This is a genomic window from Marinobacter sp. DS40M6, assembly GCF_028581595.1.
Taxonomy (GTDB): Bacteria; Pseudomonadota; Gammaproteobacteria; order Pseudomonadales; family Oleiphilaceae; genus Marinobacter; species Marinobacter salarius.
Map to the genome: position 1 here is coordinate 160,503 of NZ_JAFCAE010000007.1, position 26,301 is coordinate 186,803.

At 57.2% G+C, this 26,301-nt stretch carries 17 protein-coding genes; 9 read left to right on the top strand and 8 right to left on the bottom strand.

Features of this window, described 5'->3' with window-relative positions; translation table 11 throughout:
- Positions 1–16: 16 nt before the first annotated feature.
- Positions 17–1,120, bottom strand: coding sequence for a ferredoxin reductase (locus tag JJO78_RS17545; protein WP_273624283.1), 1,104 nt, complete (start codon positions 1,118–1,120; stop codon positions 17–19).
- A gap of 182 nt (positions 1,121–1,302) precedes the next feature.
- On the opposite strand from JJO78_RS17545, the gene JJO78_RS17550 reads away from it, so the two are divergent.
- On the top strand, positions 1,303–1,929 hold the full coding sequence (locus JJO78_RS17550) for a TetR family transcriptional regulator (protein WP_036208900.1): 627 nt from the start codon (positions 1,303–1,305) through the stop codon (positions 1,927–1,929).
- 19 nt (positions 1,930–1,948) lie between these two features.
- Here JJO78_RS17550 and JJO78_RS17555 read toward each other — a convergent pair whose 3' ends face one another.
- Positions 1,949–2,542 carry an HD domain-containing protein gene (locus JJO78_RS17555; RefSeq protein WP_273624284.1) on the bottom strand — a complete coding sequence of 198 codons (594 nt, stop codon included), beginning with the start codon at positions 2,540–2,542 and terminating at the stop codon, positions 1,949–1,951.
- Positions 2,543–2,555: 13 nt separating this feature from the next.
- Entirely contained in the window at positions 2,556–3,326 is a 771-nt protein-coding gene (locus tag JJO78_RS17560) for a class II aldolase/adducin family protein (RefSeq protein WP_007153342.1), read from the bottom strand.
- 110 nt (positions 3,327–3,436) lie between these two features.
- Here JJO78_RS17560 and JJO78_RS17565 point away from each other — a divergent pair, with 110 nt between their 5' ends.
- A complete protein-coding gene (locus JJO78_RS17565) occupies positions 3,437–4,129 on the top strand; it encodes a Crp/Fnr family transcriptional regulator (RefSeq protein ID WP_075194420.1) in 693 nt (230 codons plus the stop codon).
- Positions 4,130–4,155: 26 nt separating this feature from the next.
- Here JJO78_RS17565 and JJO78_RS17570 read toward each other — a convergent pair whose 3' ends face one another.
- Positions 4,156–5,613 (bottom strand): WS/DGAT/MGAT family O-acyltransferase, encoded by a 1,458-nt coding sequence (locus tag JJO78_RS17570; RefSeq protein ID WP_273624285.1) that lies wholly within the window; start codon positions 5,611–5,613, stop codon positions 4,156–4,158.
- A gap of 267 nt (positions 5,614–5,880) precedes the next feature.
- Here JJO78_RS17570 and JJO78_RS17575 point away from each other — a divergent pair, with 267 nt between their 5' ends.
- The 4 genes from JJO78_RS17575 (at position 5,881) to JJO78_RS17590 (ending at position 10,053) form a co-directional block, all read left to right on the top strand.
- Positions 5,881–6,792: a bile acid:sodium symporter family protein gene (locus JJO78_RS17575; protein WP_036208907.1), complete on the top strand. Its 912-nt coding sequence runs from the start codon at positions 5,881–5,883 to the stop codon at positions 6,790–6,792.
- Positions 6,793–6,856: 64 nt separating this feature from the next.
- A complete protein-coding gene (locus JJO78_RS17580; RefSeq protein WP_085679244.1) occupies positions 6,857–7,237 on the top strand; it encodes a CidA/LrgA family protein in 381 nt (126 codons plus the stop codon).
- The gene (locus JJO78_RS17585; protein ID WP_036208912.1) at positions 7,230–7,955 is read left to right on the top strand and encodes an LrgB family protein; all 726 of its coding nucleotides are present in this window, start codon (positions 7,230–7,232) and stop codon (positions 7,953–7,955) included. The genes JJO78_RS17580 and JJO78_RS17585 overlap by 8 nt, the downstream gene beginning before the upstream one ends.
- A gap of 43 nt (positions 7,956–7,998) precedes the next feature.
- Positions 7,999–10,053, top strand: a complete 2,055-nt coding sequence (locus tag JJO78_RS17590; protein WP_273624290.1) for a TonB-dependent receptor family protein — start codon at positions 7,999–8,001, stop codon at positions 10,051–10,053.
- A gap of 16 nt (positions 10,054–10,069) precedes the next feature.
- On the opposite strand, the gene JJO78_RS17595 is transcribed toward JJO78_RS17590, so the two are convergent.
- The 4 genes from JJO78_RS17595 to tmpT form a co-directional block, all read right to left on the bottom strand.
- On the bottom strand, positions 10,070–11,617 hold the full coding sequence (locus JJO78_RS17595; RefSeq protein WP_041334047.1) for a SpoVR family protein: 1,548 nt from the start codon (positions 11,615–11,617) through the stop codon (positions 10,070–10,072).
- Complete coding sequence (locus JJO78_RS17600) at positions 11,614–12,903, bottom strand: YeaH/YhbH family protein (RefSeq protein ID WP_206512165.1); 1,290 nt, start codon at positions 12,901–12,903, stop codon at positions 11,614–11,616. Before JJO78_RS17600 ends, JJO78_RS17595 begins: the two co-directional genes overlap by 4 nt.
- A 39-nt stretch (positions 12,904–12,942) precedes the next feature.
- Positions 12,943–14,865 carry a PrkA family serine protein kinase gene (locus tag JJO78_RS17605; protein WP_036208922.1) on the bottom strand — a complete coding sequence of 641 codons (1,923 nt, stop codon included), beginning with the start codon at positions 14,863–14,865 and terminating at the stop codon, positions 12,943–12,945.
- Between the two features lie 233 nt (positions 14,866–15,098).
- A complete protein-coding gene (tmpT, locus tag JJO78_RS17610) occupies positions 15,099–15,752 on the bottom strand; it encodes a thiopurine S-methyltransferase (RefSeq protein ID WP_273624291.1) in 654 nt (217 codons plus the stop codon).
- Positions 15,753–15,849: 97 nt separating this feature from the next.
- Here tmpT and JJO78_RS17615 point away from each other — a divergent pair, with 97 nt between their 5' ends.
- The 3 genes from JJO78_RS17615 to JJO78_RS17625 all read left to right on the top strand — a co-directional run bounded on the left by JJO78_RS17615 (position 15,850) and on the right by JJO78_RS17625 (position 26,291).
- Positions 15,850–16,782: a D-2-hydroxyacid dehydrogenase gene (locus JJO78_RS17615; RefSeq protein WP_273624294.1), complete on the top strand. Its 933-nt coding sequence runs from the start codon at positions 15,850–15,852 to the stop codon at positions 16,780–16,782.
- A 155-nt stretch (positions 16,783–16,937) separates the two neighbouring features.
- Entirely contained in the window at positions 16,938–17,765 is an 828-nt protein-coding gene (locus tag JJO78_RS17620; RefSeq protein ID WP_273624296.1) for a sulfotransferase, read from the top strand.
- Positions 17,766–17,798: 33 nt separating this feature from the next.
- Positions 17,799–26,291 carry an Ig-like domain-containing protein gene (locus JJO78_RS17625; protein WP_273624298.1) on the top strand — a complete coding sequence of 2,831 codons (8,493 nt, stop codon included), beginning with the start codon at positions 17,799–17,801 and terminating at the stop codon, positions 26,289–26,291.
- The last annotated feature ends 10 nt before the right edge of the window (positions 26,292–26,301 follow it).

Sequence of the window (26,301 nt, forward strand, 5' to 3'; positions counted from 1 at the left end):
GTTGTGGTGCGGCCGGTCAGAGTTCAACAGACACCGGCCCGCTCGGAACAGACACACAAAGCTGAATGGTTTCCTCGCCCGGGCCGGATGCTTTCCCGGTCAGGCGGTTGATCACAGTGCCGCTGGTCTTGCGGCAACTGCACTGGTGACAGATGCCCATGCGGCAGCCGTAGCGTGGCGACAGTTTCGCGGCCTCGGCAATGTCCAGCAGCACCGCATCGCCTTCGGACGAGACATCCAGGTTGCTGCGTTGGAAATGCACGGCTCCTCCGAGGGACTCGGTGTCGAGATTTGCGGTCGGTGCGGAGAAGAAGGTGCTGTGAATGCGGTCTTCGCCAATCCCCCGCCGATACAGGAGATCGTTGGCCAGATCCATGAGCCCTTTCGGCCCGCAGAGGTAGCACCGCCGGGCCGCAATGCCGGGAACCTCATCCAGATGTTGCTCGCTGAGGAACTGGGGCGGGTGGGTGTCGCTGGTGGCAAACTCCTTCAGGGTGAAGGCCGGCCAGCGACTGGCCAGCGCGTGCAGCTTTTCCGCAGCAATCACATCGGCCTGGGTGCGCACGAAATACAGCAGGGTCACCGGCGCCCGATAGTCTGATGCCGCCATGGTTTCCAGTTGGCTCAGCACTGGGGTGATGCCGCTGCCACCGGCGATGTACAGGGCTGGCTCCTGCGGATCGGGAATCTGGAAGTCGCCGAACGCCTCGCCCAGCCCGATGACAGCGCCTGGCTCCAGGTGGTCGTGCATCCAGTTGGTCACCAGGCCACCTGGAAGCCGTTTGATGGTCAGGGTGACGGTGCCGTCTGCGCGCCATTGAATGGGCGAACTGGACAGGCTGAAGGTTCGGTTGCGACGCACGCCGTCAACATCGATGCCAATATTGACGTGCTGGCCGGCGGCAAAGCCTTTCCAGCGCCCGGCCGGCGCCAGGACAAAGGTTTTGGTGTCGGCGGTTTCGTTGTAGATGGCCTTCACTCTGGCCGGCGTGTATTGCCGTACCCACATGGGGTTGATGCGCTCCAGCAGGGGATCAAAAAAGGCAGCCGGGTCGTCCCGGTTAAAAAGCTGCCTGCCCAGCCAGTGCAGGGTCGGTGACTTTTCCAGTACAGATATCATGATTGCTCTCCTTTGTACTGATGTGTACAAGTGTTCACTAATGTGTACGACTGTACACAACGAAGTGTTAGGCGGCAATCAAGCCACTAACATTGTCCTATAATGACAAGTTCGGGTTATTTTTAGTGTGGGCCTGTGTACACTTGTTGGCTTGTGATCAACCGATGAGCTAGTTCCAGGCGATGGCAGAAAAACAACGACGTAAGCCGGGTGAAACCCGCGAGAAACTGATGAACGCCGCATTGGCCCTGGTGGGAAAGGGGCGGCACTTTGCCAGCCTGGGCATCCGCGAAGTCACCCGACAGGCAGGCGTGGTGCCGACGTCTTTTTACCGGCACTTCCGCAACATGGATGACCTTGGGCTGCAGTTGGTGGACGAATTGGGGCTGGTGCTTCGACGGATGATGCGCGAGGCGCGGGCGAACGTATTGCAGGCGGACAAACTGATCGACGAATCAGTTGGTATTTTTATCTCCCATGCCCGCAATAATCGCAGTTTTTTCATGTTTATGGCCCAGGGGCTGGCGGGGGAGAGCCGGGCGGTACAGGAAGGCATCCGCAGCGAAATGCGTTATTTTGCCAGCGAACTGGCCAATGATCTTCGGCGTCTGAAAGTGGCGGATCACCTGAGCGATGCCGACCTGGATATGACCTGCGACCTGGTGGTGCGCAGTGTGGCCTTCAGCCTGACGGACATCCTGGGGATCTCTCCCGACGACGACTATCAGGAAGAACAGGTGCGGCAGCGAACCGCACGCTTTCTACAGCTGATATTTGTGGGCGCAGCCAACTGGAAGAGTCAGTCCTGAGCCCACGTTGTGTTTCGGGTCACATGACGCTTTCGGCATCCTTGTAGAGGGATCGCACAGGCTGAGCGAACACCCGTTGCACCATGGGCTCGAAGTAGGAAAGCGGTAACGTTTCCGCATCAGGGTCGAACGCGGGTGAGTCATACTTGTGAACAAACTCGATGGTGCGTTCGAAGTGTGGATGGTCCCGGTAATGGTCTCTCATATCCCGGTTCATACCGAGATAGTGAAAGAAAAAGTAGCCCTGAAAGATGGCGTGGTGTTTTACCATCCAGTAATTAGCGTCGCTGACGAACGGTTCCAGTAGCACTGCGGCGACATCCGCATGGTTGTAGGTGCCCAGGGTGTCACCGATGTCGTGTAGCAGGGCGCAAACCACATACTCGTCGTCCTTCCCGTCCCGGTGTGCCAGGGTAGCCGTTTGCAGGCAGTGCGTCAGCCGGTCAACCGGAAAACCACCAAAGTCGCCCTCCAGCATTTTGAGGTGCGATAGAATTCGATCTGGCAGGCCTTTGGCGAATTCCCCGAAAGACGACGCGATGACCTGCCAGTCTTCGGCCTTGCCGTCTTTCATATGAGTAAACGTGGCCTGGTTCTTTGTCGGTTGGTTCATACTGTTCTCCCCCTTATTCCCGGAAACTGGCATCAATGCGGTCGAGCTTGCGTAGCAGGCCCGGCCAGGCCAGCTTGCCGCCCAGGCCTTTGGTCACCTGATCCGCCTGTTGCCGGATGGTATCCACAATGCCGGCAGGAATTGGCGTCAGTGGGCGATCGCCCGACAGTGCCCTGATCTGAATCTGACAGGACGTTTGCAGTATGTACATGGCCAGGAAGGCATCGGGAATACTGGAGCCGGTGGTCAGCAGGCCGTGGTTGCGAAGAATCATGAAATTGGTATTACCGAGATCCTTTTGCAGGCGGGCCTTCTCGTCTTCCCTTAGCGCCACACCTTCATAGTCGTGATACGACAGGCTTGCCAGTGCAAACAGGCTCTGCTGGGATAGCGGCAGCAGGCCCTCCTGTTGTGCGGATACAGCAATACCGTCGGTGGTGTGCAAATGCATGACGCAGGCGGCATCGTCCCTGACCTGGTGGATGGCGCTATGGATGGTAAAACCCGCAGGATTGATATCGAAGTCGTCGGGGTTGATCTTGTTGGCGTCCTGATCCACTCGCACCAGGCTGGAGGCTGTAATTTCCTCGAACATCATACCGTATGGATTAATAAGGAAGTGGTGCTCGTCACCGGGTATCCGTGCGGAGATATGGGTGAATACCAGATCGTCCCAGCCGTATAGGGCGACCAGACGATAGGCCGCGGCGAGATCGACTCGGAGCTGCCATTCCTCCTTGCTGACCTGATCTCTTTTTGACGGAATTGAAAGTTGTTCGGACATGGTGCGGCCTCTCAAATCGGGTGTTCTTGTTGTGGTGAGTGTTTAGCCATTCATTGAGTGTAGGTGCGAGTGATCGGCGAAGACTGTCAAATCGTTTACAATTATTTCCCATGAAGAATATCAAGACTGTCCTTGCCCGCTGCCCTTTATTCTCCGGCTTTTCAGAGTCGGCGATTGATGACCTGGAAGGTATCGCACGGATTCGCCGTTTTGAGGCTAACGAACTCATCTACAGTAAAGGTTCGGCAATATCGACCCTCAACATCATTGCCAGCGGGGTGGTTCGCATCAGTTCTGTGAACCCTGCAGGTCGGGAAGCCACCCTGATCATGTTCAGCGCGGGTACCTGGTTCGGAGATTCGGTGTTTTCTCCCGGGATGCGACGGGTATACGGCGCTACTGCCCACGAGGCCGTAACGCTGATAGAAATACCGGGCGAGGCATTTCGCGAACTCATGGCGACATACCCGGAAAGCTACCCGGTTATTCTTGATATGGTCAGCCGGCGGCTATGGGCCGCTATGTCCATTATTGAGGATGATGCACTACGAGGTGTTGCCGCCAGGATAGGGCGACGACTGTTGTTTCTGGCGGAAATCCAGGGCAATGGCGACGTCGGCACTGACCCGGTCACGATCTGGATCACCCGCGAGCACATTGCCAATATGATGGGCATGACCCGCCAGGGCGTGCATAAGTGGATTAAAGACTTTGAGCGTTCAGGGCTGCTGGAGCTGGCTTACGGCCGGATCGTATTACCGGATCCGACCGCATTGCAGCGACACCTGGAGACCATTGAGTAACTCTCTCCACGGGCACCGGAGCCCTGTTAGCTCTTTTCCGCAGTCTTTTTGCGAGGCGCCTTTCGAGCGTTGGATTTGGTCTGATTTGGTGGTGGCGAAACCAGGCTTTCCAGTTCATCCAAAGCCTCACCGGTGTAGACCGCCAGCTTCTGCATACTGGGCAACGTATCGCGGCAGCCCGTGAAACCGAAGTTGAGCGAGCCGGCGTAGCTCAGGCAAGTAATGTTGAGCGCACCGCCGTGGGCAATAAGCGAAACCGGGTACATCGCCTCCAGTCGTGCTCCTTCATAGTAAAGGGTTTCCCCTGGCCCTGGCACGTTGGAGATGGTCACGTTGAACACCGGGCGCATTCGCCCGCCCAGGCCTGACATCAACTGCAGGATGTAGGGCGACATCAGCAGCATGGTGTATTGGGTTAGGGCTTTACGCGGCAGTTTCTGAAGGTGCTGTTTGGCCCTGCGGGTAGAGTGTTTGATGTTCTTCAGCCGCTCGAGGGGGTCGGCTTCGTCGGTCGCCAGTGAGGCAATCATGAAGCTGATCTGGGTGCCCGTGCCCTGGTCATCGGAGGGGCGGATATTCACCGGAATTCCGGCGGTGAGTGGCGTATCCGGCAAACCATCCTGTTCAACAAGAAAGCGGCGCAGGGCAGTGCCACAGAGGTAGAGCACAATATCGTTCAGGGAGCCGTTGGACGCCTGGGCGACCTGTTTGATCCGTTCGAGCTGGTAGTGCTGAGTGGCAAACCGCCGCTGACCGGTGACCCGGTGATTGAGGGCTGAAACCGGGCCGGCAAAGGGCGCGGTCAGCCCCTCTTCCGGGTGCCGTGCGGACTGGATCAGGCGGTTCATCGCATTCCAGAGCCTCGGTGCCATGTCGGCCTGAATTCTCAGGGCTTCCATGGCCTGGGACAGGGCGGCTGAAATGCTGGCTTCGGAATCTGTCTTGCTGCCCCGTGTCCGCTCCGGGCGTACCGACCATGGCGGCAGCATATTAATCTCACCGGGGTCCTCGCTGAGCACCCGCTGCATCAGCCGAACACCGCTGATGCCATCAATCATGGAGTGATGCATCTTGGTGTAGAGGGCAAAACGGTTGTTCTCCAGGCCCTCGATAATGTGGCATTCCCACAGCGGGCGGGAAAAATCCAGCGGGTTGGAATGCAGCCTGGATACCAGGATGCCAAGTTCCCGTTCACTGCCGGGGCGCGGCAACGCCGAGTGTCGAACGTGGTAGTCGAGATCCAGCTTCTTGTCGACCTTCCAGGACGGGGCGACCAGGCGGCCCAGGAACCCCGAAAAGGCGAGCTTGTAGCACCAGGGCGGCGCTACATCGGCATCGGCTTTCATGCGGGCGAGCATGTCTCTTAGAAACGTCTCCGGAGCATCTTCCGGTAGTGAAAAAATCTGCAGGTTGCCGACGTGCATCGGGGTGTCTTCCGATTCCACCGCCAACCAGGAAGCGTCCAGTGTGCCCAGGCGTTTCATTGATCGTCCTCTTGCTTTATGAAGCTGCCAAACTGCACTGAATCTGATGCGTTTGGATTCGTATAGTTGTTGTTCGAAAGTATACGCAACAACCGGGACAATCACACGAACAAGCAGGTTGAAAGGTTCAGGTTTTTGCGCGCAATCCCATTCCTACCCTTTGCGCAATTACATGTTGTTGCGAATCCATATTCACTCTTTTTCGGCAGCTTATGCTATTTTCACTAGCTGGCTAATCTAATCACAACAACAATCCTTGGAGGCTTTGTGGAATCGAGTCCACTGATCTCTGCGGGGCTGCCGATTGCCCTGTTTATCATCATGATCGGTATAGGTATGACCCTGACGGTCAGGGACTTCCGCCAAGTGGCGGTTTTTCCAAAAGGTATGGTGGTGGGTACCGTTGCCCAGATACTGCTCATGCCCATGGTGGCCTTTGCCATTGCCTCCATGCTCGACCTGTCATCGGCCATTGCCGTGGGGCTGGTGATCATTGCGGCCTGTCCGGGAGGCACTACCTCCAACCTGTTCGTGTTGCTGTCCCGGGGGAACATTGCCCTGTCGATCGTGTTGACGGTCACCGCCAGTCTTATAACCATCGTGACTCTGCCGTTGTTCACCAACTATGCGCTTCAACTCTATGCTGGCACCGAGGAGTCCATCACACTGCCGGTGGGAAGAACGGTAGGCATGCTGGTGGGTATTGTCCTGTTCCCTGTGGCGATTGGGATGATCTTCCGCACCCGGGCACCAGAGCTCTCACGCCGTGCTGAAAGCGCAGTCAGCGTGTTTGGGGGTGTGGTTCTGGCGTTGCTGGTTGTCGGTCTGATCTGGGGCGTACGCGATCAGATTTGGGACCTGCTGCGACAGGCCGGCCCGGCAACCCTCCTGCTGAACATTGCCGGTATATTCCTGGGGCTCCTGGCGGGCCGCGCCGTGGGTCTGACCCAGCGCGAATCCATTGCCGTTGCTGTGGAGTTGGGCATTAAAAACAGCACCATTGCCCTGTTGGTAACGCTGACGCTGCTGGAGTCCAGCACCATGTCGATTCCCGCAGCGGTATACGGCGTGCTGATGTTCCCGATCGGTTTCCTGCTGGCGGCCTATGGCCGGAAAGTGATTCCAGCGACTACCATCACGACCACCACCCCGCCGCGCACAGAGACCAAGGCCGGGTAGGCACGGCGCTGCTTAGTGGCTATGCTCCTGACTTGGGCCGTTTTTTCTGTCGGGAGCCGCCACCATGAACTTTCTCAACGGAATAACCCTGCTGCTGGTGTATCAGTTGGTAGGGGAAGTCACTGTTCGTCTTCTCTCACTGCCGATTCCAGGGCCCGTGCTGGGTATGGTGATGTTGTTCTTGACGCTGATGATTCGGGGCGCCACGCCAGAGCCACTTGAGAACGCTTCCAGCGCATTGCTCAGCCATCTGTCGCTACTGTTCGTGCCGGCGGGTGTTGGCATGATGAGTCATTTTGGCCGGATTGCGGATGAGTGGCTGCCGATCACGCTGGCCCTGTTTCTCTCCACTATTATCACCATGGTCGCCACCGCCGGCATTATGCAGGTAACCTCGCGATGGTTTGCCCGACCCGAAAATATGGGAGGGCAGCGGGATGAATGAGCCGGTCATTCGTGATATCTGGGTTTATCTTTCAACGTCGCCGTTGCTTGGCCTGACCATTACGCTGGTGGCCTATGGCCTTGCCTATCGGCTCTATCTCAAGTCCAACTCCAGCCCCCTGGCCAATCCGGTGGTTACCTCAGTGGCGATGCTGATTGCCCTGTTGATGCTCACTGGTACCTCCTACGAGGAGTACTTCGAAGGCGGGCAGTTCGTTCACTTCCTGTTGGGGCCTGCCACGGTGGCGCTGGCGGTTCCCCTTTACCAGCAGTTTTCCCGGCTGCGCCAACTCTGGTTGCCGGTATCCATTTCCCTGGTGTGTGGTGTTGTGATTGCAGCGGGCAGCTCCATTGGGCTTGCCTGGCTTCTTGGCGGCTCCACTGAGATTCAGGTGTCCCTGGCGCCCAAATCCGCCACGGCACCGGTTGCCATGGGGATCTCCGAAACCATCGGCGGCATTCCTTCCCTGACCGCCGTTCTGGTGGTGGCCACTGGTATTGTCGGTGCGGTGCTCGGTACCAAACTGTTTGAATGGATGCGTATCACCGACGACAGTGTGAAAGGCATCGCCATGGGTGTGGCGGCCCATGGCATTGGCACAGCACGGGCATTTCAGGTCAGTTCCCAGATGGGCGCTTTTTCGGGGCTGGCGATGGCGCTGTCGGCGTTTGCGACGGCATTGATTGTGCCCTGGTTGGTGGATTTACTCGGAATTTAGACCGGCAGCAGGAGGTAAAGTGATCGTTCACAGGAGATTGGTTGTGGTCTTTTCAGCGCTGATATCCGCTGGAACATGGGCTACCGCCAATGCGCAGCAAAGCGTGGAGTCGCAAGACAATGTCATCAAGGTGACGTCGCCCCGCCTTGAGAGAGACCTCTACGAGACCCCCGCTGCGGTGTCCGTGACCAATGCCCCGGACATCCAGGAGGGCCAGCAGAGGCTGCAACTGGACGAGTCCCTGGATACTGTCCCTGGCCTGTTCTTCCAGAACCGCTACAACTTCGCCCAGAATCTGCGGCTGTCCACCCGTGGTTTTGGTGCCCGGGCGCCATTCGGCATTCGCGGCATTCGTATACAGGTGGATGGCATTCCCTACACGTTGCCCGACGGGCAGTCTCAGATCGATGCCGTGGACCTGGACTCGGCACAGCGCATCGAAGTGATTCGCGGGCCGTCGTCGGTTCAGTACGGTAACGCCTCCGGTGGGGTGATCGACATTACCACGGCCCGTGGAGACGAAATGCCGCCGGGCGCGCGCCTGCGTCAGGATGTGGGAAGCAACGACTATTACAAAACCACGTTCCAGGCCAACGGAAGTGAGGGGGCGACGAGTGGCATCGCAACTGCGTCCTGGCTTAACTACAACGGTTACCGCGATCAGAGCCAGGTTGAGAAAGGCCTTTTCAATGGGCGGGTGTCTCATGGTTGGGGAGCCGGGCAGCGTTTAACGGCCACCTTCAATGCCTTGCACACGCCAAAAGCAGAAGACCCCGCCGGCCTGACAGCGAGCCAGGTGGAACAGGATCGCCGCCAGGCGACGGCCAATGCCGAACGGCTCGACGCTGGCCAGGACGTTGACCAGCAGACGCTTGGGTTGCTGTATGAAACCGCCGAGATGGGTACTGGGGACCTGGCCGTTAGTACCTTTTTTACGCACCGTGATTTTGCCCAGCAACTGCCGTTTCCCGGCCCCAGCCGAATTGCCTACGACCGGCAGTTCTACGGCGTCAGTACGGATTACCAGCAGGGCAGCGAGGTAGCGGGCCTTCCGCTGACCTGGGTGGTGGGCGTTGACCTTCATCGCCAGGTTGATGAACGCCGGCGCTATTCGGTGTCGTTTAACGGTGATGTCACCGGACAAACCCAGGACGAAACCCAGAACGGCACTACCGCCGCGGTGTTTGCCCAGGGTGACCTGGCATTGACGGAGCGCCTGAACGTGTCTCTGGGCACCCGGTTTGATCGCCTGCGGCTGTCGGTGGATGACCACAGGATCAGTGACGGAGACGGAGACGATTCCGGCAGCCGCACCTATCGGGAATTCAGTGGTTTTGCAGGAGTCAGCTATCGGTTGGCGCCACGCCAGCAGTTCTACGCCACAGTGGGCACGGCCTTTGAAGCACCCACCTTCACGGAGTTTGCCAATCCCGACGGCAGCGGTGGCTTTAACCCCGACATTGAGCCCCAGCAGGCGCTTAACCGGGAAGTCGGTATACGCGGCAGCCTGGGGCAGGGGGTCCGTTATGACCTGGCACTGTTCTCCATCCGGGTGGACGACGAAATCCTGCCCTATGAGATCAATAACCGTACCTTCTACGAAAACGCAGGGCGCACAGAACGGAATGGGGTGGAGCTCGGCCTGAAGTGGGATATCTCCTACACCTGGCGGGTAACCAGTGCCGTGACCCTGGCGGACTACACGCTGAAGGACTTTACCGACGAACAGGGCAATGACGCCGATGGCAATCGCCTGCCGGGGTTACCGCAGGAGCAATGGGTTACGGAGGTTGAGTGGCGCGGTGACGGGCAACGGTTTGCTGCTCTGGAGTGGCAGTACGTGGGTGACCTGTACGCCGAGAACAGCAACCAGACCAGGGTCAGCGACTACTGGCTGCTGGGGATTCGGGCCGGTGACAGCGTTCGCGTGGGCAGTCAGAAATTCAGCGTCTACGGCGGTATCCGCAACCTTCTGGATGAGGATTACTTCAGCAATATCCGCATCAATGCCAATGCAGACAGGCCGATAGAAGATCGCGGCTACTATGAACCCGCGCCCGGCAGAACTTTCTATGCCGGGCTGGAGTGGGCATTCTGACAATCAATGGCGACATTCAATCCGCGTCGTCCGGTTCCCGTTGCGGGCAGTGGCACTCCTCCATGACCACGCCGTTGTCGACGCTTTCAAGGTGGACATCAAAGCCCCACAAACGATGCACGTGACGAAGCACCTCGTCAGTGTCGTCGCCAAGTGGAACCCTGTCGACGGGGATGTGCCGCAGGGTCAGTGATCGATCCCCCCTGACATCCACATTCCAGACCTGGATATTGGGTTCGCGGTAGCTCAGGTTGTATTGCCGTGCCAGCTTTTCCCGAAGGCTGCGGTAGCCGGGGTCATCGTGGATGGCGGTGATCCGGTAGACGTCTTCCTCATCATCGTTCTGAATGGCAAAAAGCTTCAGATCCCTCATCACTTTTGGGGACAGGAACTGCTGGATGAAACTCTCATCCTTGAAATTCTTCATGGCGAAATGCAGGGTTTCCAGCCAATCAGAACCGGCAAAGTCCGGGAACCATTCGCGGTCCTCGTCGGTGGGATTCTCACAGATCCGCCGCAGGTCGGTGAACATCGAAAAACCCAGAGTGTAGGGGTTGATGCCCGAATACCAGGGGCTGTCAAACGGTGGTTGGTAAACCACGGCCGTATGACTTTGCAGAAACTCCATCATGAAACCGTCGTTCACCAAGCCCTTGTCGTACATTCTGTGTAGCAGGGTGTAATGCCAGAAGGTGGCCCAGCCTTCGTTCATCACCTGGGTCTGGCGCTGCGGGTAGAAGTACTGCCCCAGCTTTCGAACGATACGGATGATTTCCCGCTGCCAGGTTTCCAGTAGTGGCGCGTTCTTCTCGATGAAGTAGAGGATGTTTTCCTGGGGTTCTTCCGGGTAGCGCTTCTTGCGGCTCACCGGGTCGTCATCCTCGCCCATTTTGGGGATGGTGCGCCAAAGATCGTTGAGCCGGCGCTGCTGATATTCCTCGCGTTCCTTTTGCCGGCGCAGCTCTTCGGCGGCAGAGATCGGCGCGGGGCGTTTGTAGCGGTCAACGCCGTAGTTCATCAGCGCGTGGCAGGAATCCAGGATTTCTTCCACCGCATCCAGGCCATAACGCTCCTCGCACTCGGCCACGTAGTTACGGGCGAATACCAGATAGTCAATGATGGCGCTGGCGTCGGTCCAGGTGCGGAACAGGTAGTTGCCCTTGAAGAACGAGTTGTGGCCATAGGAAGCGTGGGCAATCACCAATGCCTGCATGGGCAGGGTGTTCTCCTCCATCAGGTAAGCGATGCAGGGATCGGAGTTGATCACGATCTCGTAGGCAAGCCCCATCTGCCCCCGCTGATACCCTTTGGAGGTAGACAGGAACTGCTTGCCGAAAGACCAATGGTGGTAACCCACGGGCATACCGACAGAGCTGTAGGCATCCATCATCTGTTCGGCGCTGATCACCTCCACCTGATTGGGGTAGGTGTCGAGACCGAACTCCGCCGCGCATTTGGCGATTTCCTCGTCGTATTTCTCGATCAGCGGGAAGGTCCACTCGGAACTGGTCGAGATAGGTTCCCGGGTTTTCGGCTCGTTGGGTCTGTCGATGGTGTCGGTCATGCGGCTTTCCTCTCGAACAACTGGCGGAAGACCGGATAGATTTCACCAGGGTCGGCGATCTGTTGCAGCGCGAAGCTCTGCGGGAACCGCTCCTGAATTTTCTCGTATTCGTACCAGAGCATCTGGTGATCCTGGGGCGTGATCTCCACATAAGCGTAATACTGCACCAAAGGCAGGATGCTGTCGGCCAGCAACTTGCTGCAGATGGGAGAGTCATCGTTCCAGTTGTCACCGTCCGAAGCCTGGGCGGCATAGATGTTCCACTCCGCAGGGGAGTAGCGGGACTCGATGATCTTGTGCATCAGTTTCAGAGCACTGGATACGATGGTGCCGCCTGTTTCCCGTGAGTAGAAGAACTCTTCCTCGTCCACTTCCTTGGCGCTGGTGTGGTGGCGGATGAAGACCACTTCGATCTTCTTGTAGTTCTTCTTCAGGAACAGATACAGCAGGATGAAGAAACGTTTGGCGATGTCCTTGTGCATCTGGGTCATCGACCCGGACACATCCATCAGGCAGAACATCACGGCACTGGTGGCTGGCTGGGGCTTCTTCACGTGCTGGCGGTACCGCAGGTCAATCTCGTCAATGAACGGGATACGCCGGACATTGGCCTTGAGATCGGCAATCTCATCCTCCAGGGCTTTGATCTGGTCCTCGTGGCTGAAGGCCGGGTCCAGATCCTCCGGCGCGCTTTTCAGCGCGGCCAGCTCTTCCTCCATTCGGCGGATTTTCTTACGGCGCGCGCCACCGAGGCCAAGACGTCGGGCATGGGCGCCCCGCAATGAGCGAACCACGTCCAGCTTGGCGGGTATGCCCTGGGTTGAAAAGCCGGAGCGAACGTATTTGAACGCCTCGGTGTCTTTCAGCTTTTTACGGGCGAGATTGGGAAGTTCCAGATCATCAAACAGAAAGTCGAGGAATTCTTCCTGGGTAATCTGAAAGGCGAACTCATCCATGCCTTCGCCATCCGGGCTGGCCTGGCCCTGTCCCTGGCCTCCGCCGCCACCGCCCGGGGGTTTGGGCACCGTGTCACCCGTCACGAACTCCTTGTTGCCGGGGTGGACCATTTCCCGCTTGCCGCCCTGGCCATGGTGGAAGATTGGTTCGTCAGTATCCCTGGACGGAATACTGACATTCTCACCACGCTCAATATCCGTAATGGAGCGCCGGTGAACCGCGTCCGCCACGGCCTTCTTGATGTGATGGCGGTAACGGCGCAGGAAACGTTCCCGGTTTACCGCGCTCTTGTTCTTGCCGTTCAGTCGCCGGTCGACTACGTGGGTCATACCCATAGTTTCACTCCAGTTCAGCGTATGAAGGCTGACTTATTGAGACTTACGAACCCGCAGGTACCATTCCGCAAGGAGGCGGACCTGTTTCTCCGTGTAGCCTCGATCGACCATACGTTCGACGAACTGCTTGTGCTTGTTCTGATCCTCCTGGCTGGCCTTCGGGTTGAAGGAAATAACCGGCAGCAGGTCCTCGGTATTGGAGAACATTTTCTTCTCGATCACGCTGCGCAGTTTTTCGTAGCTGAGCCAGGACGGGTTGCGACCCTGGTTGTTCGCCCGTGCCCGCAACACGAAATTGACCACCTCGTTGCGGAAGTCTTTCGGGTTGCTGATGCCGGCCGGCTTCTCGATTTTCTCCAGTTCGTCGTTAATGGACGAGCGGTCGAGAATTTCCCCGGTTTCCGGATCACGGTATTCCTGATCCTGAATCCAGAAGTCGGCATAGGTGACGTAGCGATCGAACAGGTTCTGGCCGTATTCGCTGTAGCTTTCAAGGTAAGCCGTCTGGATTTCCTTGCCAATAAACTCAACGTAGTGAGGCGCCAGGAACTCCTTTATAAACCGCAGGTAGCGGTCGTGGGTCTCGGCCTGGAACTGCTCCTGCTCGATCTGTTTTTCCAGCACATAGAGCAGATGAACCGGGTTAGCCGCCACCTCCGTGGTGTCGAAGTTGAAGACCTTGGACAGAATCTTGAACGCGAAACGGGTGGACAGTCCGTCCATGCCCTCATTCACGCCGGCTGAATCGCGATATTCCTGGATCGACTTGGCTTTGGGATCGGTATCCTTGATGTTCTGGCCATCGTAAACCCGCATCTTGGAAAAGATACTGGAGTTTTCCGGCTCTTTGACCCGCGACAGGATGGAGAACTGCGCCAGCATATCCAGGGTGTCCGGTGCGCAAGGGGCGCCGGAAAGGGAACTGTCGCGCAGCAATTTGCGATAAATATCAATCTCTTCCGTCACGCGCAGGCAGTAGGGCACCTTGACGATATACACTCGGTCAAGGAAGGCCTCATTGTGCTTGTTGTTACGGAAGGTCTGCCACTCGGACTCGTTGGAGTGGGCCAGGATAATACCGTCGAACGGCACGGAGCCCATGCCTTCGGTGGTGTTGTAGTTGCCTTCCTGGGTGGCGGTCAGTAACGGATGCAGCACCTTGATAGGCGCCTTGAACATTTCCACGAATTCCATCAGGCCCTGGTTGGCCTTGCACAGGCCGCCGCTGAAGCTGTAGGCGTCCGGGTCATCCTGGGAGAAGTCTTCCAGCATGCGGATATTCACCTTGCCTACGAGGGCGGAGATGTCCTGGTTATTGTCATCGCCCGGCTCGGTCTTTGATACACCCACCTGGTCCAGTACCGACGGGTACATCTTCACCACACGGAACTGACTGATGTCGCCGCCGTACTCGTGCAGGCGTTTTACCGCCCAGGGCGACATGATGGACTTGAGGTAGCGGGACGGAATGCCGTATTCCTCTTCCAGAATACTCGCATCCTCAGCGGGATCGAACAGGCCTAGTGGCGACTCGTTAACGGGTGAGCCCTTGATCGCATAGAAGGGCACTTTCTGCATCAGTGACTTGAGTTTTTCAGCGAGAGAGGACTTGCCGCCACCGACGGGGCCAAGCAGGTAGAGGATCTGTTTCTTCTCTTCCAGGCCCTGGGCAGCGTGGCGGAAGAAGGAGACGATGTTTTCCACGGCCTCTTCCATGCCATAGAACTCGGAGAATTCCGGGTAACGCTTGATCACCTTGTTGGAAAAGATACGTGACAGCCGGGAGTCACGGGATGTGTCGATATGCTCCGGCTCGCCGATGGCCAGTAACATCCTTTCTGCGGCAGTGGCGTATGCCGCCGGGTCCTTTTTGCAGATCTCCAGGTATTCCTCAAGAGTGTATTCTTCTTCTTGAGTTGCTTCATACCGGTCTTTGAAATGCTGCATTATGCTCATAGATGGCCCCTCGCTTGCTCTCTTGCCATGAAAAGACAGCTTTTAGTTCACACAATATCCCCGTTGCTGTTGGGTCCGCCGCTCCAGGCGGTCGTTATGGTTATGGGTGGAAGTAAAGGGAGTAACAGACCGATTTACGCTGACGCGTTTATGTCGGTCTTGTTACTGTGAGCTTAGTTCAAGCTTCGGGACTTGGACAGGAGTAAAAGCGTTAAGGTTCATTAAATTGTGTATCAGCGTTTTGTAAGACGGAACACGCTCTCCGTCGCGCCAGCAAGCCCTTTACGCTTGGTAAAAGGGTGATCTTTTGCCAGCGTATTGGTGAGTATATGTTCGATCTCGTAATCAGCGGAGTATAGTTTCAGTACTTCTTCGTCACTGACATTGAACGGCGGGCCCTTGATGTCGGTGTCGTAGTCCAGGGTGATCAGAAGTATGCGGGTGCCATCCGGAATCACGGCGGTCAGGTGGTCGACATAATCCTGGCGCATGTGGGGTGGCAGGGCGATCAGGGCAGCACGATCGTACACCAGCCGGACGTGCTTCAGGTCCTCCGGCACCAACTGGAAAAAGTCGCCGCACCAAAGCTGGAGATCGTCGTGGGCAAATTTGGTGAAGGGTTCACCCGGGTGAACCTTCGCTTTCTCCTGGCCCTCTTCGAAGAAGTCCTTGCAGGCAACGTCACTCAATTCCACGCCGATGACAGCGTGGCCGCGGTCATGGAGCCACCACATGTCATGGGCCTTTCCGCACAGGGGAACGAGCACGGCACCGGTGCCATTGCCGGCGAGCTCTGGCCAGTGGTCATGGAGGTACTGATTGACGGTGCCTTCGTGGAAGCCGATTTCTTTCTTGGCCCAGCGTTCGTGCCAGAACTGATGTTCCATGAGTGTTCCCCTTTTCGCCAATTGGAGGTTTCGCTCAGTCTAACTTAATCTGGGGCTCTGTTGGTCGGCCAAAAACTTCATGAATAAGGAACGACGAATGAAAGCCGTATTTCTGGACGCAGACACACTGGGTAACGATGTGGACCTCTCGCCGATTGAGGCAGTGACCGGGGAGATGGTCAAACATCCGCGAACGTCCCCCGAGCAGGTGCAGGAGCGCATACGGGGATTCGACACGGTATTGGTGAATAAAGTTGTGCTGTCGCGGGAGCACTTCGAGGCCAGCCCGGAGCTAAAGACGGTTGCGGTGGTGGCGACGGGGCTGAACAACATTGATAAGGACGCGGCGAAAGACTACAGCGTAACGGTGATGAACGTGACCAACTATGGCCGCTCCACCGTGGCGCAGCACACCATGGCGTTGATTCTCGCGCTGGCCACGCGCTTGGTGGATTACGACAAGGACGTGCGGGCCGGGCGCTGGGGGCAAAGCTCGATGTTCTGCCTGATGGATCATCCCATCATGGAACTGGAAGGGCGCACGCTGGGGGTTGTTGGCTATGGCGACCTTGGGCAGGGCGTTGTGGAGCGCGCAAAGGCGTTTGGGATGAATATTGTGCTTGGCGCAAGGCCCGGACAGGCAACTGGTGAGGTGGATGGTTACCCCCGGATTCCCCTGGATGAGCTGCTGCCCAAAGTGGATGTGCTGTCGCTTCACTGCCTGCTGACGGACGACACCCGGAATATGATAGGCGCCCGCGAACTGAAGATGATGAAAAAGGAGGCGCTGCTGATCAATACCAGCCGTGGCGGCCTGGTGGACGAGCAGGCGCTTGCGGATGCCCTGCGGGCGGGGACTATTGGCGGTGCCGGCTTTGATGTGCTGACGGAGGAGCCGCCCCGAAATGGCAATGCGTTGCTGGCGGATGATATTCCCAACCTGATTGTGACGCCACATTCGGCCTGGGCGAGTCGGGAAGCGCGGCAACGGATTGTGGAGATTACTGCAAGTAACTTATCGACAATCTAATAAACCAATAAAAAATTACTAAATATTACCTTTGTAGAGGGGAAAGTGACGGCTCACTGAGCTATCTTTGGCGCCTAACAGAAAGTTAATGGTGGTAGGTCCAAGGAAATCGTTGTGATAACAGCGCAACGGTAGCTTCATCTCAGGGAGTCGTGATGCCCCCCAGTCAGTTTCATTTCATTTCAGGCCTGCCCCGGTCCGGGTCGACGTTGCTTGCAGGAATTCTGAGACAAAACCCCCGGCTTTACGCTTCTATGAGTAGTCCTGTCGGAGGGTTGATAAATGGCGCTCTGGAGCAGATGGGTGCCGGCAGCGAATTCTATACCTTCTTCGATGAAACCCGGCGCAAGCGCATATGCCGTTCACTCTTTGACGCCTATTACGAAGACGTCGGCCAGAGACCGGTTATTTTTGACACCAATCGCCACTGGACGTCCCGCCTCCATCAACTCGTGGAGTTGTTTGATGACTTTAAAGTGATCTGTTGCGTTCGTAATCCGGCCTGGATTATGGACAGCTTCGAAGTCATCCACCGAAAAAACCCCTTTGATTACAGTCGGATGTTTAATTCCGGCAATCGCCAGACCGTCTACAGCCGATGTGACGCCTTGATTAGCGCTGGCGGCGCGGTTGGCTCTGCCTGGACAGCTTTGAAAGAGGCCTACTACGGGGAGTTCTCGGACCGTCTGCTGCTTCTGGATTATGACTTGCTGACTCAGCATCCGGGCCGTTGTCTCGAGCTGATTTATCAGTTTATCGGCGAAGCCCCTTTTGAGCATGATTTTGACAGGGTGGAATACCAAGAAACTGAATTTGACGAAACCCTGGGCGTGAAGGGGCTTCATGCCGTTAAGAAGAAAGTGGAATTCAATAGCCGCCGCACCATCTTGCCGCCCGACCTGTTTTCGAAATATCAGGAAATGGATTTCTGGCAGGACAACACGGGTACTGCTGCCAACATCATCGCACCGAAGAAAAACTAGGCACGCCCCCAAGTGGTGGCGCGGAGAGGAATTATGCAAAAAAAGACTGTCCTGAATGGGCTTGGCGCATTGATGGCGCCTATGGGTATGTATGCCGCCGCTGCTACTGCATCGGCGGGTACCTATATGCCTCGGACCTATCTGCGAACCGCCCAGAGCATCCCTGATACCGCTGCTCAGTTGCCGTCGTTGAGCTCGCTGCCGAGAACTGCAGGCGAATTCTTGATCAATCAGCCAATACTAAGTGCTGACTTTCTGCAGGTAGAACAGGGGCAGCCGCTGCGGGAGTTGGTTCTCGTTGACGCCGGAGTGCCGCAAAGCGAGTGGTTTGATTACGCGACCAGGCCAGATACCGAGGTAGTCCACCTGTCTGACGGAAGCGGGCGACTTCAGCAGATCATCGACGTGCTTTCTGCTTACCGGGATCTGACGGCTATTCACCTTATCTCTCATGGTCAGGCCGGAGCTCTTATTCTCGGCAATGAGCGAGTCGATGAAGCTACTCTTGAGGATAACCCTGATTTCCTTGCCGCTTTTGAGGGGGCCACGCGCCCCGGCGCCGATCTTCTTCTATATGGTTGTGATGTTGCCGCGGGCGACGACAGTATTCTCGACATCATTCGTCGCGAAACACACCTTGATGTGGCGGCCTCATCCAGCCCTACCGGCAATGCCGGCCTTGGAGGCGACTGGGTTCTTGAAGTTGTCCGTGGGGATATTGAAACCACGTTGCCCTTCAGCGAAAAAGCTCTGAGGGACTTCTCTGGGGTACTTGGCAGCTTCTCGCCCCGTAATTTTTGTAACGACAGCAATGGCGGCAGGTACCGCTCAAACATAAATACTATTACGTCGGAAAATGGTGACTTCACCGTTACAACGTCCCCGAGTGCATTCCATTGCGGTTACAGCGGGCAGCTCGGTTATCTCAACCCTATCCAACCCTCTCATGCCATTTATCTGGCTAGCAACTCCGGAGGGGTTGAGTTCTCTTCACTTGTATTAGGGGGAGGATGCAGTGTCGTCGATGTTGCCGGCTATTCCGGGGGAGCACCGGTTGCTACTTCCCTGAACAACACTCCAGAAACTATGAGCAGTAACACCATTAACCTGAGCACATTCTCAGGAAAGAATGTAGATAGTTTGGCCCTCTATCTATCATCGTGCTCAGGCGCCACAGGAATATCTTCGTTCTCAACAGTGGAACCGAACACCGCCCCCACCGATATCGCTCTTGGATCAGCGAGTATCAACCAGTCATCAACAGGGGCTGGGGCGGTCATAGGTTCTCTCTCAACAACGGATGCAGACAGCGGTGACAACCATAATTACAGCCTTGTCTCAAATGGCGCATCAAGTAATGGTAGCTGCGGTGCTTCTGGCGATGACGACAATGCGAGCTTCCAGGTAGACAACGCCAACGATGACCTGGAGACGGCTGGCAGTCTGGCATCGGGCTCCTACGATGTGTGTATTGAAACTAGCGACGGTACGGCCAGTTACCAGGAGTCGTTCGCTATTACCGTGAACGATAATGTTGCGCCATCTTATCAAAACGGCACTCCGTCGGTTTCGGGGACCACAGCCAATCAGACAACGTTGACTACCCGCCTAGACGAGGCTGGTGTTACCTATTGGGTTGCCCTATCCGACGGCGCGGCGGCTCCCTTGGCAGTCAACGTCCGGAATGGGACTGACCGATTAGGCAACCCTGCTCCTTTTAGCGGTAGCTACAATGTCTCCTCCAATGGTGTGGACTTCACCGATGACATTACAGGTTTGTCGGCCGGGACATCCTATGACTTGTGGGTGGTGTCGGAAGATGGTGTGCCGAATTTGGGGAGCCCCACAAAAATAGATGTGACAACTCTCCGTGACAGTGATGGCAGCCTAATCACTGCGGCAGGCGTTGCTGAGCCGGTTGCACTGTTTACTACGGTCGATACGGTGGCCGAGACCGTCAATGTGTTTGACTTCACTCTTGCAGACGGAGGCACCAGTGACAACCTCCCCCTGAATGTCACCGAAATCACCTTGAACGTCTCCGGGAGCAGCTCGGATACGGAGCGTTCAAAGATCACCTGGCGGCTTAATGGGCCGGATGTAAGCAACGTAACGGGCACCTACAATGGGGGCTCCGATACGATTACTTTCTCCTCGTTGGGTGTTTCTGTTGCACATGGTGCCAGCGAAACCTACACCGTCAACGCTTACTACAACGACAATACCGGCCTGACCGAAGATCGAACGGTCATCCTGTCGGTGGATGGCGATACCGATCTCACGGTAGGCGGCTCTGGCACCCAGATGGGCTCCACCTCCACGGTTACCAACGGCACCGGAACAGCCATTGAAGTAGTGGCTTCGCAACTGGCATTTGCAACCCAGCCTTCTGGTTCGGTTTCCGGCAGTGCACTGACCACCCAGCCTGTGGTGGTCGCTCGTGATGCCTTCGGCAACATAGATTCTGATTTCACTGAAACAATCACCCTGGTGGAAGCCAGTGCGGGATCAATGTCAAACAACACCCAGGCGTCCGTTAATGGTGTTGCAACCTTTACAGGGCTGACCTACTCCGCCACCGCTGACCAGCAGAGTTTCACTCTGACGGCCGACGATCAAGCCGGTGTTGGCAGTGATCTGCCAACAGTCGATGCCAATGCCGTCACTTCCGACGTCGTGGCCACAAAGCTGATCTTCGACAATCAGCCTGCTCCCACCACGTTAACGAGTGGTGTGGCTACCGCCTTTACCACTGTCCCGGTTATATCGGCCGTTGACGGCAATAACGTTCCCGATACCGGATACTCGACCGACATAACGCTTGCGGAAGTCAACGGAGCCGGAAGCGCTAGCCTGACGGGGACGGGCGACACTGATGGTAATGGGTCTACTGTCACCCTGACACCCAGTTCTGGCACCGCGACCTTTACCGGTTTTCAGGCCACTTACACTGCGTCCGGATCCAGTGATGAAACTTTCAATCTGCGGGCCTCTTCCGGCGCGTTGACCGCTGCGGACAGTAGCCAGTTAACCGCCAGTGTAACCCCGACCATCAATAGCGTTTCCGTTCCCTCCAACGGTACGTATGCAACCGGGCAGAATCTGGATTTCACCGTCAATACCAGCCAGCCGATGACCGTAAACACGGCTAGTGGCACTCCGCGCCTTTCCCTGACGATTGGTGGCTCGGTCGTCTACGCCAGTTATATTTCTGGTAGCGGCACCAGTGCCCTGACATTCCGCTATACCCTCCAGGCGGGCGACCTTGATGCGGATGGCATCAGTGTCGGTGCTCTGGAGGCCAATGGCGGAACCCTGCAGGATGGCGCCGGTAACGATCTGGATACAACTCTGAACTCAGTGGGGAGTACCGGTTCCGTTCTGGTGGATGCAGTGGCCCCGACTGTCAGCAGCGTCTCGGTACCGCCAAACGACCTGTATATTGCAGGCGAGAACCTGGATTTCACCGTTAATACCAGCGAGAACGTGACGGCCAATACCGCTGGCGGAACACCGCGAATCCCGCTGACGGTAGGAAGTACCACCCGCTACGCCAGCTATCTGAGTGGCAGTGGAACTTCCGCCCTGGCGTTCAGATACACAGTGCAGTCGGGAGATGAAGATGCGGACGGCGTGGCCGTCTCGGCAGTGGTCGATCTGAATGGTGGCACGCTACAGGACAGCGCGGGGAACGATCTGAATACCACCCTGAACTCGTTGGGTAACACCAGTAGTGTGCTTGTAGATGCGGTAGCGCCGTCTGGCTACTCGGTTAGCTTTGACGACAGTACCCTGAACGCGTCCGAATCGGACTCTGTCAGTTTCACATTTGCGGGTGCAGAAGTGGGGGCCGATTACAGCTACAGTATTTCCAGTAACGGGGGAGGCACCCCAGTCACCGGGACGGGCACCGTGTCTGATGGCGCCCAGCAGATTACTGGTCTGGATGTCGGAAATCTTGGTGATGGAACGCTTACCTTGTCTGTTGCGCTGACGGATGAGGCCGGTAACCAGTCCTCTTCAGTCACTACAACAGCCACCCTGGATGCGACGGCGGCCTCTGTCACTCTGGACTCGGCGGCGGATCCGGTGACCCATGCCGAGTTCACGGTGTCCATCACGTTCGATGAGCCAGTCAATGGTTTTGCGGTCGGGGACATCACGGTGTCCAATGCCACTGTGGGAAGTTTTTCCGGTAGCGGGGCCAGTTATACGGCCACCATTACGCCCACCGATGATGGTACTGTCACCGTGGATGTTGGTGCTGGCGTTGCGCAGGATGCAGCGGGTAACGATTCTACGGCAGCGACTCAGCTCAGCCGAGTCTATGACGGTACAGCACCGATGCCTGTTATCACCACGGATGTGACGGCAGACGTTACCAACGCGCCTATTGGCGTGACGGTCGACTTCGGTGAAACCGTTACCGGTTTCGTGTCCGGAGATCTATCAGTCAACAACGGCTCTGTTACCGGGTTTACTGACTCCGGCAACGGCTTGTTTGAACTGACGGTTGAAGCTGCGGGTGATGGCGATGTAACCATTGAATTGCTTGCGGGCGTTGCCGAGGACGAGGCAGGTAATGCCAGTGAAGCCTCTGATCCACTGATTCTCGCGTTCGACGGCTCAGTCCCGGTTCTCCAGAGCTCTGTGCCGGCAGCAGGCGCCAGTGACGTTCCTTATCAGAGTGATTTGTCACTGACGTTTGACGAGCCCGTGTTTGCAGGTGTTGGTGAATTGGTGGTCCAGGATGCCACCGACGGCGTCGAGCACACACGCCTTGTCATTACGGACACACAAGTATCTATAGACGATGCTCAGGTCACTATTGCCCTGGACGAGGTCTTGGTGCCAACGCACGAGTATTACGTAACATTCGCCGCGAACAGCTTGGAAGATGCAGCCGGCAATGGCTGGGCAGGCATCGTGGGCGATACTGCCTTCCGCTTTACCGTTGGGAACCAGGCACCGGAAGCTGACAACGACAGCGCGAACCTTGACCAGGGCGCTCGCCTGGCGCTGGATGTTCTGGCGAACGATCGCGACGAGGAAGGGCGCCTGAATCTGGCCAGCGTGCGGGTTGTTGCCCAACCGACCCACGGCCGTGTGTCAGTCGAGACCGGCACGGGAGCCGTAACCTATGAGCCGGAAACCGACTACACTGGCCCGGACAGCTTCACCTACGTGGTGGAGGACGAGTTCGGTGGCCAATCCAATGCGGCGACGGTCAGCCTGATTGTCGAGCCGGCCGGCCTTCCTCCAGTCACTCGTGGGGATGTTGCTACAGTAGTTCCGGGTGGCACGGTGACTCTTGCGCCGCTGGATAACGATTACGCCGGAACCGCGGGTGTGAGTCTGGACCCGCAAAGCGCCGAACTGATCCTCCGCCCCCATCACGGCACGGCACAGTGGGCCGATGGGAAATTAACCTACACCGCGGAGAGTGATTTCGAGGGTGTGGAAAGCCTTGCCTATATCGTGTCCGATGCAAACGGTGTCCGCTCCGCAGTGACCCGTCTGTATATCAACGTGGCTGATGGCGCCATAGCGCCGCTTGCGCGGGATGATTCTGCCGACACTGAGATGGCCGCTGAGATTGCGGTGAATGTGCTCACAAACGACGAAGCCACAGGTAGCGCGCTTGCCAGTGGCACTGTTGAACTGGGCAGTCTGCCGCGCCACGGTGTGGCCGAGGTTGACCCAGCCACAGGTGCAATTGCTTACATGCCGGACGCGGACTTCCGGGGCGAGGACGCTTTCCATTACACCGTCCGTGATGATCGTGGACTGGTGTCGGAATCAGCACTTGTCACGATCAACGTCGGTCTTGCGGGTGTGCCGGTGGCTGGAAACGACCAGGTTCAGGCCATGGACGGTGCAACCATCGCAATCAACGTGCTAGGCAATGACCGTGGTTTGGGCTTGGCGTTGAGCCCGGCAACCCTGAGTGTAGTGGATAGCCCTGCTCAGGGACTGGTAACACTGGACACCGGGGCCGGCGTTTTCCGCTATACCCCGAATGACACCTTCGATGGCTCCGATACCTTCACCTATACCGTTCAGGATGAGGATGGCCAAGTATCTGGCCCAGCCACTGTCACGGTAACCGACCAGCCAGGTAACAACCGGCCTTTGGCCAATGATCGTGACGTGACGGTAGCCGAGGACAACGATACCAGCTTGTCACCTCTGACTAATGACCAAGACCTCAACGGTACTCTGGATACGGCGTCACTGCAGGTTGAACAGCAACCGTTGAATGGCACCTTGTCCGTAGGTGCCGGTGGCACAGTCAGCTACACGCCAGGGGAAAATTTCTACGGTGAAGACCGATTTACCTATACGGTGGCAGACGATTTCGGCCGCAGATCCCGCCTGGCTGTGGTCCGTCTCGTGGTAGCACCGGTTCCGGATCAGCCACAGATGTCCGGCTCGCCGACCTCGACCGTTTCAGCCGGAAACGCGTATCGTTTCACCCCGGTGGTGACCGATACCGATGGCAACCCACTGACCTTCAGTGTCGTCAACCTGCCCGCATGGGCAACGTTCGATGAACAGAATGGTCGTGTTAGCGGCACACCGGAACTGGACGATGTGGGCCGTTATGGTGGCATCGTGATCAGCGTCAGCAACGGCGATGAGTCTTCGGAGCTGGCAGCCTTTAGCGTTCGGGTAACCGGCAATTCCGGTGGTTCCGACGACGGTGGTCAGGGCTCTCCTGAAAGCCCGGTGACACCAGGGTCGGATGAGGGCGCGGACATTCCTGTCGTCGACTCGGATAACCCTGTCGTTGAGGTAGGCAATGACAAATGGCCGTCCTACACCGACGATCAACCTTCGAAGGCGCTTTACGAAACCACCTTCGTGGACGCCGCAGGCGAAAAGCGGAGTGTGTCAGTTCTCGTGGATGATCCCCAGGCACCGCTGCCTGCGACAGAATCGCCCGATGCGTCCGGGCGGCAAACGCTGACCTTCTCGCAATCTGACGGCAGTGAGCAAACCGTTGCCGTGTCTCCCTCTGGCGAGACAACAATCGCGGTGTTCGGCCAGGCCGGTGATGCCGATCCAGTCAGCAAGCTGACCAGCGATGCCGCCGAAATGATTGTCACGGCCCTGGCTGGGGGTGACATGCTTAGCAAAGTGGTCATCGAGAATAGTGACGGTGGCAGCAGCGAAATGACGATCGTCCAGTCAGTCATGGAAAGGGTATTGGTCTCCGGAACCCGCTATTCGGCGGACGGTGCTGTACTTGAAACTACGGCTGTCCAGTTCGATATGGTGCCCGCGGACATTGAGCTGGCTGCCGACGGCACGGTTTCACTGAGGGGTGAGGCGACCAGTGGCAGCGAAACGACCGCTGTAGAGTATCGTGTGACGCCCGCTGGAACAGTCAGCGCTGTCAGCCAGTACGCGGATGGCATCATTACGCCGGTTTCTTCAGGTGTAACGGTTCGTCAAGGTGGTTCCGTGGGCATGGTGATGGTCGATGGTTACATCGCCCTTGATCAGCCTTATCCGAACGCTGGCGTCGAGCACATGGCTCGTGTGGCCAGCAATGGTCAGGTGGAGTATATCGACGGTAGCGCCAATACCACCAATCTGCCAGCCGGTTCGATTCTCATCATTGATGGCGATCAGGCAACTACCGGTGGCCGCGATCTGGACCCCGACGGTAACGAGTTGAATCGTGCCGGCGAGATATTAGGGGCGGCGAGTGGACAACCCATCATCAGTCGGCTGGAGGTTACGGACCTGTCCAACGGCAACGAGTCGGTATTCGTCAGTCCCGCAGTGAATGGTGATGGCATCAATGCGTCTCGTTCGCTGCCTGGGGGCGAACTGTCGGCCAGGATTCGCCTCGACGGCACATCGGTCCATCGACTGTCAGGACGTGTTGACATGCGGGATAACCAGGCCCGTTCTCTTATCCCAGGCAGCCTGTCGTTGTTCTTCAACGACCGCGTGGTAACCGTGGTTGACGAAACCGACGCCACGTTACTGACAGAGCTTCTGGGTAATGGCGAGGTTCGGCATGAAGTGGCCGCGGGCGGGGCATCCACCCGTGCCTTCAGTTACCTGCCAGGCTCATCCACGATCATGGAGCGTGACGATGATGGTGATGCCCGGGTGGTGACACGTGCATCCGCAAACGGCCGTTCCCTTGAAGCAACCGCCAGTGCTGACGGCAGCGCCAACCATCGGTTGATCAATCGCCTGGGTGAGCGCTCTGAAGCGGACATCCGGGTTCCCGGTGCCTTCACCAGCTTGAACGAGGATGGCAATCTGCGCAGCCGCGTGAGGCTAGACGGCAGTGATGTGTGTGCCTGGGTGGAAACCTTCGGTAACGGTGAAGCCGGCACAGGCTTCGGAACATACGATCCCGATACACTGACGTGCCAGAGCGTGGAAATGCCCACAAGTCGTGAAAGCCTGTTCGAGGCCGGCAACACTGTCGAGGTTGAGAGCGAGTCCGGTAAGCATACCATTACCATCGAAACCCGCGTGACGCGGCCGATCCGGTTCTGAGGAGATGATG